At 47.7% G+C, this 10,352-nt stretch carries 10 protein-coding genes and 3 pseudogenes; 11 read left to right on the top strand and 2 right to left on the bottom strand.

Annotated features, from left to right (window positions below):
• The 8 genes and pseudogenes from I656_RS0115785 to I656_RS0115780 form a co-directional block, all read left to right on the top strand.
• Positions 1–514: pseudogene (locus I656_RS0115785) on the top strand (extradiol ring-cleavage dioxygenase); the annotation flags it as partial.
• Between the two features lie 230 nt (positions 515–744).
• On the top strand, positions 745–1,974 hold the full coding sequence (locus I656_RS06740; RefSeq protein WP_015374667.1) for an ABC transporter substrate-binding protein: 1,230 nt from the start codon (positions 745–747) through the stop codon (positions 1,972–1,974).
• Between the two features lie 155 nt (positions 1,975–2,129).
• Positions 2,130–2,990, top strand: coding sequence for a branched-chain amino acid ABC transporter permease (locus I656_RS06745; RefSeq protein WP_013523592.1), 861 nt, complete (start codon positions 2,130–2,132; stop codon positions 2,988–2,990).
• A 1-nt stretch (position 2,991) separates the two neighbouring features.
• Positions 2,992–3,126: a hypothetical protein gene (locus I656_RS19735; protein WP_020755367.1), complete on the top strand. Its 135-nt coding sequence runs from the start codon at positions 2,992–2,994 to the stop codon at positions 3,124–3,126.
• Between the two features lie 2 nt (positions 3,127–3,128).
• The gene (locus I656_RS06750) at positions 3,129–3,980 is read left to right on the top strand and encodes a branched-chain amino acid ABC transporter permease (RefSeq protein WP_235048628.1); all 852 of its coding nucleotides are present in this window, start codon (positions 3,129–3,131) and stop codon (positions 3,978–3,980) included.
• Positions 3,977–4,732, top strand: coding sequence for an ABC transporter ATP-binding protein (locus I656_RS06755; protein ID WP_013523594.1), 756 nt, complete (start codon positions 3,977–3,979; stop codon positions 4,730–4,732). Before I656_RS06750 ends, I656_RS06755 begins: the two co-directional genes overlap by 4 nt.
• Positions 4,725–5,435, top strand: a complete 711-nt coding sequence (locus I656_RS06760) for an ABC transporter ATP-binding protein (protein WP_013523595.1) — start codon at positions 4,725–4,727, stop codon at positions 5,433–5,435. Before I656_RS06755 ends, I656_RS06760 begins: the two co-directional genes overlap by 8 nt.
• 27 nt (positions 5,436–5,462) lie before the next feature.
• Positions 5,463–6,922, top strand: a pseudogene (locus I656_RS0115780) (aldehyde dehydrogenase family protein).
• A gap of 119 nt (positions 6,923–7,041) precedes the next feature.
• Here the strand turns inward: I656_RS0115780 and I656_RS06765 are convergent.
• Together I656_RS06765 and I656_RS06770 are read right to left on the bottom strand one after the other, a co-directional pair.
• Positions 7,042–7,809, bottom strand: coding sequence for an IclR family transcriptional regulator (locus tag I656_RS06765; RefSeq protein WP_015374669.1), 768 nt, complete (start codon positions 7,807–7,809; stop codon positions 7,042–7,044).
• Positions 7,810–7,872: 63 nt separating this feature from the next.
• Entirely contained in the window at positions 7,873–8,634 is a 762-nt protein-coding gene (locus I656_RS06770) for an IclR family transcriptional regulator (RefSeq protein WP_015374670.1), read from the bottom strand.
• 176 nt (positions 8,635–8,810) lie between these two features.
• Here I656_RS06770 and I656_RS19220 point away from each other — a divergent pair, with 176 nt between their 5' ends.
• The 3 genes and pseudogenes from I656_RS19220 to I656_RS06775 all read left to right on the top strand — a co-directional run.
• On the top strand, positions 8,811–9,521 hold the full coding sequence (locus I656_RS19220) for a phenylacetate--CoA ligase family protein (protein ID WP_020755361.1): 711 nt from the start codon (positions 8,811–8,813) through the stop codon (positions 9,519–9,521).
• A pseudogene (locus tag I656_RS19900) lies at positions 9,518–10,086 on the top strand (phenylacetate--CoA ligase family protein). The gene I656_RS19220 and the pseudogene I656_RS19900 overlap by 4 nt, the downstream one beginning before the upstream one ends.
• Before the next feature lie 32 nt (positions 10,087–10,118).
• On the top strand, positions 10,119–10,352 hold a 234-nt coding region (locus I656_RS06775), incomplete at its 3' end, for an FAD-dependent monooxygenase (RefSeq protein WP_033005829.1).

The following is a 10,352-nucleotide window of genomic DNA, read 5'->3' as shown; positions in this document are numbered from 1 at the left end:
CCGACCTACATTTGGGATTACGGGACGGTTGTTCCGCTCCGCTATTTAGCGCCGAATGAGGACATCGCCGTCATCAGCCTATCGGTGACGTGGGCGGCGAACTTGGAAGAAACGTACACATGGGGGCAAGTAATCGGCAAAGTGCTGCGCGAAAGCAAAAAAAAAGACGATGTTTGTATGTAGTGGTGCACTGGCGCATAATCTCGTCCGTCGGCCCGAGGCGCTGCCGACATTGGCCGAGCAGGCATTGGATCGGCAATTTTTGCAATACTTACAAAGCAATAATGTGCAAGCCGCCTGGAACATGCTTCCACAGTACGCGCGTGCAGCGGGTGTTGAATCCGGAGGGCGCCACCTGGCTGCCTTGCTCGGTGTCATTCAAGAAAACTATCAAAGCCGTTATTATGGGTATGGTCAATCATCCGGCAGCGGGAATGTCGTGATGACGTTTGAACCTGCTCCTGCTCAGTACAAGATGGTGTACATTCCTCAACAGACTACACAGCACTCGTGAACGTAGCTTCATTAGGTTTTCTACTAAAAAAGCAAACTCATTTTGTTTCATATAGAGGAGTACAACGCTTTCATATGCAACAACTTTTGCATTAATATAATAGTTGTAATCTTTTAAATATTTACAATATATTACGTGGCCTGCGCTAGGGAGGGATTCCGATTTTTTGATTGCAATCTATTCATTTGACAAAAAATGAAAACGCTTTAATAACAAAGGGGGCGAGAAGAATGAGGAAAACGAAAGGGATTTGGAAACGGGCAGCAGGGGTGATGGCGATGGCCGCCCTGCTCATGACAACGGGATGCGCGCAAAGCAGCACATCGAGCGGATCCGGTTCGGATGATAAAGGAGGAGGTTCGGGGGGATCGGTCAAAATTGGTTTTATTCTTTCCCAAACCGGTACGTTTGCGCCTCTGTCCGAGGGGATTGTAAACGGATTCCAATTGTATTTGGAGCAGCATAACGGGATGCTTGGCGGGAAGAAAGTCGAAATGAAGGTAGAAGATGATGAAGCGAACCCACAGGTGGCTTTGCGCAAATATCGGCAACTCGTTCATGGGGAAAAAGTTGATATCCTGGTAGGGCCGATTTCTTCAGCGGTTGCGTATGCATTGCGTGATGAAGTCGAAAAGGATAAAAAAGTGCTAATCGATGCCAACGCTGCTGGTGATGACCTTTCGTGGAGCAAAAAGAGCGATTACGTCTATCGTGTCTCGTTCTCGAACTGGCAAAACGGCAGCAGCACCGCGAAATATTTAGCAGAACAAGTAGGCAAAAAAGCCGTTATCCTTGCGCCGGACTATCCAGCCGGAAAGGAAGTGCTTCGGGCGTTCAAGGCTGCCTTTGAAGCGGCGGGCGGAAAAGTCTTGAAAGAAATTTATCCGAAATTGAACACGAACGACTTTGCTCCGTATCTTCAAGAGGCATCAGCGGAAAAGCCGGATTTCATTTACGCGTTCTTTACTGGAAGCGACGGTATTCGGTTTATTACCCAGTATAAAGAATTTGGTTTAAAAGGGAAGATTCCGTTGACAGGCCCCCTGGAGTTTGGGGATGAGCTTTTGACTCAGCCGACTGGTGAAGCGGCTGAAGGAATCATTGCCGGCATCAACTATTCACCGTATTTGGATAATGAACAAAACAAACAATTTGTTGAAGCTTATAAAGAGAAATATGGGAAATTGCCAAATATTTTTGCTGTCCAAGGATATGACTCAGCAGCAGCGATTGATCAAGCAATAAATAAAGCTGGGAGTTTAAACTCTCAGGATTTGATTAAAATCTTGAAAGGCATTTCTCTCGATAGTCCGCGTGGCAAAATTACGATCGATCCGGCAACACATAACCCGATTCAAAATTTCTATATTTCAAAAAATGTTTTAAAAGACGGTGCAATTGTTCCTCAAATACTTGAGACGGTAGAGAATGTAAAGATGCCTGAGGCCTCGCCGTTTTAATTCATCAACAAGGAGGAGATGATCGTCTCCTCCTTGCTAAAAAATTAGTGATGGAACTTAATTTTTTCTGAACAAAGTATGACATATTTTGAAACAGTCAAGTACAACTTCTGAATGAAGATGCTAAAAATTTAGAGAAAAAGGTGGGATCAGGGGTGTCCGCCATTTCAGCACAGTTGTTGACAGGAGTGGCCTATGGGATGCTCTATTTCATGATTGCTGCTGGTTTGACGATTATCCTTGGGGTCATGAATGTCGTAAATCTTGCCCATGGAACGTTGTTTATGCTTGGCGCTTATATTGCGTTTACTTTTATCAATGAAGAACTAAATTTTTGGATTGCCTTATTTCTAGCTGTCTTTCTGACAGCTATATTCGGATTATTCCTGGAAAAATGGCTGATTAAGCATGTATATGGCAAAGAGCTTGAACAAGTGTTGCTGACCTTTGGGTTAAGTTTCATCATTGCCGATGCTGTTGAATGGATATGGGGAACGGAGATGCACACGCTTCCTGTACCAGATTTGTTGAGCGGATCATTATCCATTGGAGACACGGCGTTTCCGGTTTATCGGCTATTTGTTGTCTTTATTGGCTGCCTATTGGCTTTGTTGCTATGGTACTTGGAAACGAAAACGCGTATTGGGGCGATCATTCGTGCAGGTGTGGACGACCGTGCCATGGTTAGCGCCCTTGGCATCAATGTTGGGCTCGTCTTTACCGGGGTATTTGCGTTTGGGGCGGCGCTGGCAGGATTGAGCGGCGTATTGGGCGGGCCGTTGATCGGCATGTATACGGGAATGGACAGTGAGATTCTCGTCACGTCTCTCATTGTCGTCGTTATCGGCGGTTTAGGCTCATGGAAGGGCTCGTTTATTGGAGCGATTGCCATCGGAGTGATTGAAACGCTCGGAAAGGTATGGTTCCCGTCTTTATCGATGTTGACGGTGTTTCTCATCATGATGATTGTCCTCATCATCCGTCCGCAAGGATTGTTCGGAAGAGAGGTGGCATAGAGTGAAAAAGCTGTTGCTTGGCGTTGTGTTGCTGATTGCTCTTGTTTTCGCTATGCCGCTTGTTCTGTCCGATTTCGGGATCAATTTGGCGACGGAGATTTATATCATGGCGATTTTTGCAATGAGCTCGGGTTGATCATGGGCTATGGGGGAATGGTGTCGCTTGGGCATGCCGGCTTTTTTGGCATCGGCGCTTATACGGTTGCGGTCATTGGTCAGCATGTAGCGAACACATACTTGCTGCTTCTGTTGTCCGTTGTCATTTCCGGGCTGATTGCCTTGGTCACCGGAGCTGTGTTTATCCGTACGTCCAAATTTTACTTTTTGATGATTACCCTCGCATTTGGACAATTGCTGTATGTTTTGTTTTGGCAATTAAAGCCTTGGACAGGCGGAGCAGATGGAATGTCCGTTTCCGCTGTCATGAATTTTGGTTTTGGAGAAATTGTGTCTCCAAATGCTCTCTATTATGTGATGGGGATCGCTTTTGTCATGTCTTACTTTCTTTTGTATCTGTTTGTGGGATCACCGGCCGGAAAGATTACGAGAGGTGTAATGGAAAATGAGGCACGGATGAGCGCTCTCGGTTATAACGTTCGAGTCTACAAACTTCTCGTTTATACATTGTCGGGATCATTGGCGGGACTGGCTGGTGCGCTTTATGCCTATTTTAACGTCTTTGTTTCACCGGATTTATCCAGCTGGATGTTTTCTGGGCAAGTGATGGTGATGGTGATTATCGGTGGAGTCGGCACGCTGCTTGGACCGGCGCTTGGGGCCAGCGTCTTTGTTTACTTGCAAAATTTTATGAGCACGTATACCGAACGATGGCCGATGATCATGGGGGGACTGCTTGTCGCTCTTGTTCTTGCTGGAAAAGGAGGACTTATTCATTGGCTGCAACACGGAAGGCATTTTTTGGTTTTCCGCAAACAGACAGGTAAAGCGGTTTCGCAACAACCGGTAAAGAAGGGGGAGGCAGTCCATTGAGTCTGCTTAAAGTAGAAAACATTAGCAAATCGTTCAAAACGTTGCAAGTGTTGCGCAACGTTTCTTTGGAGGTGGGCCCTGGAGAGCGCCATGTCATCATCGGTCCAAATGGTGCAGGGAAAACGACTCTTTTCCATTGCATAACGAACATTCTGCCTATTGATGCCGGTGCTGTGTATTTGGACGGAAAAGAGATCAGCAAACTTCCTGCCCACCGCCTTGTCCATTTAGGGATATCGCGGACGTTTCAAAAAAACAACCTATTTGGCGACTTGACGGTGGAAGAAAATATTCATTTGGCGCTCGCAGCGAAAAAACCGTATCGGTACGATATTTTTTCGCCCCTGACCGTCCGGTCCGATATACGCAAGGAAACAAACGATATTTTGGAGCAATGGGAAATTGCCGATCGCCGTCATGTAAAGGTGAAACATCTTTCCTATGGGGAGCAGCGATTGCTTGAAGTGTTGTTGGCCATGGCCAGCAACCCGAAAGTTCTTTTGCTTGACGAACCGACATCCGGAATGTCGCCAGCGGAAACGGCGCAGACAGCGGCAATGATTCAAAAATTGCCCCGTTCTATAGCGCTAGTGGTGGTGGAACATGATATGGATGTCGTCTTTTCCATTGCGGACCGCATCACGGTTCTGCATCATGGGGAAGTTATCTTAAGCGGATCGCCAGACGAGATTAGAAACAATGAGATGGTTAAGAAAATTTACTTCGGGGGAGGAGCGAAACAACATGCTTGAGCTTCAAGATGTTCATTCTTATTACGGAACAAGCTACATTCTTCAAGGAGTGAGTTTTTCTGTTCCACAGGGAAAATGCGTCGCCCTGCTCGGGCGAAACGGAGCAGGGAAAACGACCACCATCCATACAATTGTCGGGTTGCATAAAGCAAAACAAGGAAGCATCCGGTTTAAAGATCAACCGATTGAATCGCTTCCTCCCCATCAAATTTCCCGCCTTGGCATTGGCTTCGTGCCGCAGGGGAGAAGAATTTTTCCGTCGCTGACGGTAAAAGAAAACTTGACGATGCCGGCACGGAAACGAAAGCAGGAAGGCCGCGGCCATTGGGGGCTGGAGAGAATTTATGAATTGTTCCCTGTCTTAAAGGAACGGGAAAACAACTTCGGCACGCAGTTATCAGGCGGCCAGCAGCAAATGCTGGCCATCGGGCGGGCGCTGATGACCAATCCAGAGTTTTTATTAATGGATGAACCATCTGAAGGATTGGCTCCGGTCATCATTGACCAAGTTGGGGAGATTATCGTTCAGTTGAAAGAGGCGGGGTTATCGATTTTAATTGTGGAGCAAAACATCTCCCTAGCCTGCAAGGCAGCAGATGTAATCTTAATTATGAATAAAGGAAAAATCGTATGGAGCGGTTCGCCGGATGAATTGATGGTCAATGAAGATGTCCAGCATAAGTATTTGGGGGTTTCGGCTTGAGATAATTTGCTAAGGAGTGAAAGAAAAATGGAACGTTACGAACAATGGAACAAAAGCTTTATTAATGGAGAATGGGTAGAAGGAGAAAGCGGCCGCACCTATGATATTTTGAATCCGTATGATCGGCCGGTTGTTGCCTCTGTCCCGTTAGCGACAGTTGAACAGCTTCACCGTGCGTTTGAAGCGGCAGGTGAAGCGCAAAAGGAGTGGGGGCGCTCCTCAGCTGCTCAGCGAAAAGAAGTATTGCACAAAGCGATGGAATATTTACAAGCAAATCGTGAGGAGATCGTCGATTTGATTGTTCGCGAAACAGGGGGCACTTTATTGAAGGCGAATGTCGAGTTTCATTTGGCTCTCGAGCTCTTCGAAGAGGCGTTGCATTATGTCGATGAAGTGCGGACTGTGAGAGAGGTGCCTTCGAATATAGAGGGGAAAGTCAACTACATCTACCGATTGCCATTGGGTGTGATTGCTTCCATTTCTCCTTTCAACTTTCCATTAAACTTATCGCTGCGAACGATTGTGCCGGCGATCGCTCTGGGCAACACTGTTGTGCATAAACCTGATATTCAAGTCGGGCTTGTCGGGGGAGTGGTGATCGCCCGAGCGTTTGAGTATGCCGGGCTGCCGAAAGGGGTATTGAACGTTTTGTTAACCGACATTGATGAGATTGGTGATGAGATGTTGACCAACCCACACCCACGCCTCATCAGCTTCACGGGGTCGACGGCGGTAGGCAGACGAATTGGGGAGATCGCCGGCAGACAGTTAAAACGAGTGGCGTTGGAATTAGGAGGAAACAGCCCATTTGTCGTTTTATCTGACGCGACGTAGATCAAGCGGTTAATGCAGCTATTTTCGGAAAATTCATTCACCAAGGACAAATTTGCATGATCATCAATCGCATCATCGTCCACGAGAGCAAGTATGACGAATTTGTTGAGAAGTTCGTGCAAAGAGCGGCTGCGCTCCCGTGCGGCGATCCGCGCGATCCGAGCACTGTGATCGGACCGATCATCAACGAAAAGCAAATGCAAAAGGCGTTGCAAATGATCGAAGAAGCAAAACGAGAAGGTATTCGAATGGCTTTGGAAGGAAAGCGAATCGGTAATGTGCTGACCCCGTATGTATTTGTGGATGTCGATCCAGCGAGCAAGCTCGCCCAAACAGAGTTGTTTGCCCCCATTGCTGTGGTGATTAAGGCGAGAACAGACGAAGAGGCGATCGCTATCGCCAACCAAACGGAATATGGGCTCAGTTCCGCCATTTTTACAAGTGATGTTGAAAAAGGAAAAGAATGGGCGCTGCAAATTGACAGCGGTATGACACATATTAACGATCAAACGGTCAATGACGCTCCGAACATTCCGTTTGGCGGCAATAAAGCAAGCGGCCTAGGCCGTTTTGGAAACCCATGGGTGGTCGATGAATTTACGACGGTGAAATGGGTGTCCGTGCAGACGAAGGCAAGAACGTATCCGTTTTAATAGAGAAAAGCCTGGGAGATCGGGTTTAGTCGGATCTTCCAGGCTTTTTGTGATGATACGGCAGCTGTTCATCTTTTGGTCATTGGTTGCACTTATTTAGCAGAGAGGGAGAGAACCCTTTAGTCATAATATCCGAGCAGCAATGAAATGTCTCGGGCGGCTTGGCAGGCGAGCTCAACCAGCCGGAGAATGTTTGCTTGAGTGATCCGCTGATTCGGCCCGACGATGCTGACGGCGGCGACGACATCACCGGAATAGTCACGGATCGGAGCGGCGATGCTTGTCGCTCCTTCATGCAGTTCGTCGATGCAGACGGCGTACCCTTGCTGGCGGATGGTGGCTAACTGGCGGATGAACTCGTTACGGTCAGTCACCGAGTTCGGTCCGTATTTTGGCAGCCCGCGGCGGAGAATGCTTTCTACTATCGATTTCGGACTGAACGCTAGAATGACTTTTCCTGAGCTTGTGCACGTGCACGGGTTGCTTCGGCCAATATGAGAGAGCAGGCGCACTGGGTGTGGACATTCGATTTTGTATAAGTAAACGATTCGGTCGTCTTCCAACACAGATAAATGAACAGCTTCATTAGCTTCCTTCATCAATGATTCCAGGATCGGAACAGCGTCCTTAAATATTTCAGTATGCAGATCAATCACTCCACTTAAATGCAAAATAGAAAGGCCAAGGCGGTATTTGCGTGTTTTCTTGTTTTGCTCGAGAAATCCTTCCTTTTCTAATAGGGTGGCTAGTCGGTGAACGGTCGTCTTGTGCAGCCCAAGTCGTTGCGCCATCTCTGTAACGCCCAGCTCCGGTGTTTCAACAGAAAATAAGCGCAAAATGCGCATCCCGTTTTTAACAGAGGAAAGAGTATCCGCCGCTTTTTCCAAGTAAGACACCTCCTTTTGGTTTTCATGCCATCTGTGCTTGCTCTATAAATTTGGCGGACAGCTTTACAGTTTGGCAGAAATCGCATGGGCTGTTTGCATGACAAGCTGTACGAGATGAGGGATGGAACGGTCGTTGATGCGTTGGATCGGTCCAGCGATCGAAACAGAATAGCGCACCTCCCCATTGCGGTGGGGGATTGGGGCGCTGATTGACGTCACCCCTTCATGAAGTTCTTCTCGGCTGATGGCATAGCCTTGTTGTTTGACTTGTGCGAGTTTTTCTAGAAGTGTAGACGGTGAGGTGATCGTTCTTGGTGTAAACGCTGGGAGTCCACGGGCGATGATGCGGTCGATCGTCTCTCTTGGTTGATAAGCGAGAATGGCTTGACCGGTGCTCGTGCAAAACGCCGGGTTTTTTTTGCCGACGTAAGAAAGAAGACGAATCGGGTGATCGCACTCTACTTTGTGCAAATAAATGACATCAGCGCCGTGCAGGGTGGCGATATGTGCGCTTTCTCCTGATAGCGAAACAAGTTCTTGCAAGAAAGGGAGAGCGATCTGGCAAATCGGAAATCGGGAATGAATGATTTTTCTCATTGCCAATAAAGAAGCACCGAGGGAGTATAGGTTGGTTTTCGCGTCTTTTTTGACAAATCCCTCGCTTTTTAACGTTTGCAGCAGCCGATGGGCGGCGCTTTTGCTGATATTCAGCCTTTCGGAAATATCGGTGATGCTAAGTTCTGTTTCATCCATCGAAAATAGTTGCAGCAGTCTCAAGGCATTTTCTAATGACGAAAAAGACGTTCGAGTTTTGCGAACTTCCACGAGTTGCTCTGCCTCCTTCGTTTAATAAGAAATCGTTTTCAAAAAATCTTACCATGTTTCGTATAGAGGAATACAAAACTTTTATACGGGACAATAATAGTATAACATAACTTTCAGAACGTTTTAAATATTGTAAATGTGATTAAAGAAAATAGAAAGAGGGGATCGAAAAGCGAATGGAGTTGTCGGTTCGAGAGATGGAGCTGAGTTTGAAACAGTATCAGCTTCATAAAATCAATGAATTGCTTGTTTTTGTCACTCAGTTTAATGAGTTTTACAAGGAGAAGTTTCGCGATATTTGCTTGCCAATCCAAACCATGGATGATTTTCGGAAGTTGCCTTTTACAACGAAAGAAGAGCTTGTGCAAGACCAACAGCTCTACCCGCCGTTTGGCCGGAACCACTGCTACCCGGAAACGAGCTATGTCCGCTATCATCAAACATCCGGCACGTCCGGCAAGCCGCTGAAAATTTTGGATACGGAAGAAAGCTGGAACTGGTGGCGGGATTGTTGGGTTGAAGTATTGAAATCAAGCGGAGTGACAAACCGCGACCGCCTGTTTTTGGCGTTTTCGTTCGGACCGTTTATCGGTTTTTGGTCTGCCTATGAGGCGGCGAAAAAAATGGGAACGCTTGTCATCCCCGGAGGCGGCCAGTCGTCGAAGGAGCGGTTGTACAGCATGATTGAAAACCGGGCGACCGTATTGCTTTGCACGCCGAGCTATGCCCTTCATTTATCCGAAGTGCTGAGGAAATGGGCATCGATTTACCATCGACGCCGATCAGAGCCATCATCACCGCAGGAGAGCCGGGGGGATCGGTGCCGTCAACGCGGGAGCAAATTGAAACACGCTGGGGAGCGGCCGTGTACGATCATGCCGGGATGACGGAAATGGGAGCGTACGGCTACTCATGTTCGGCTCGCAACGGGCTTCATATTAACGAAGCACAATTTTTGGCGGAAATCATCGATCCGGAAACATTGCAGCCGGTGAAGGAAGGGGAGCGCGGAGAGCTTGTGCTTACCAACTTCAGCCGTTACGGTTACCCACTTATTCGTTACCGGACGAGAGATATCGTGCTTTGTTCGTCAGCGCCATGTTCTTGTGGCAATTCGTATCGCTTTTTACCTGGTGGGATTATTGGACGGGCTGATGACATGGTTGTTGTTCGTGGCGTTAACATTTTTCCATCGTCGATTGAAACGATTGTTAGGGAATTTATGGAGATTAAAGAATTTCGCATTGTCTATTACACAGAGCACGAAATGAATCAAGTAAAAGTGCAAATCGAGTCGGAAGAGGATGTCGGGCGGCGTTTAGCGACCGTCTCAGAGAACGGATTGGCATTCGAATTGATGTCGAACGGGTCCCGTCGGGATCATTGCCACGTTTCTCCATGAAAGCGAAACGGGTCATTGACGAGCGCAACCGTCCGCAACAAGTGAGCTGACCATGATAGGAAAATGGAAAGGAGAAGAGACGATGAACCAACCAAACGTTCAACGGCGCCCTGTTCTCGTTGTCGGGGCAGGACCGATCGGATTAACTGCGGCCTTGGCATTGCGTCATTTCGGACTGCCGGCGACGGTGATCGAGGCGGAGCCAAAAGACCGCCTTCGGCCGGGGAGCCGGGCGATCTACTTCCATAAGGCGACGTTGCAACATTTAGAGGATATTTTCCCTGGGTTGGGCAGGACCTTTGCCAAACACGGCGTC

The organism is Geobacillus sp. WSUCF1, from assembly GCF_000422025.1.
GTDB classification, from domain to species: Bacteria; Bacillota; Bacilli; order Bacillales; family Anoxybacillaceae; genus Geobacillus; species Geobacillus zalihae.
This window is presented reverse-complemented; position numbering and strand designations above follow the sequence as displayed.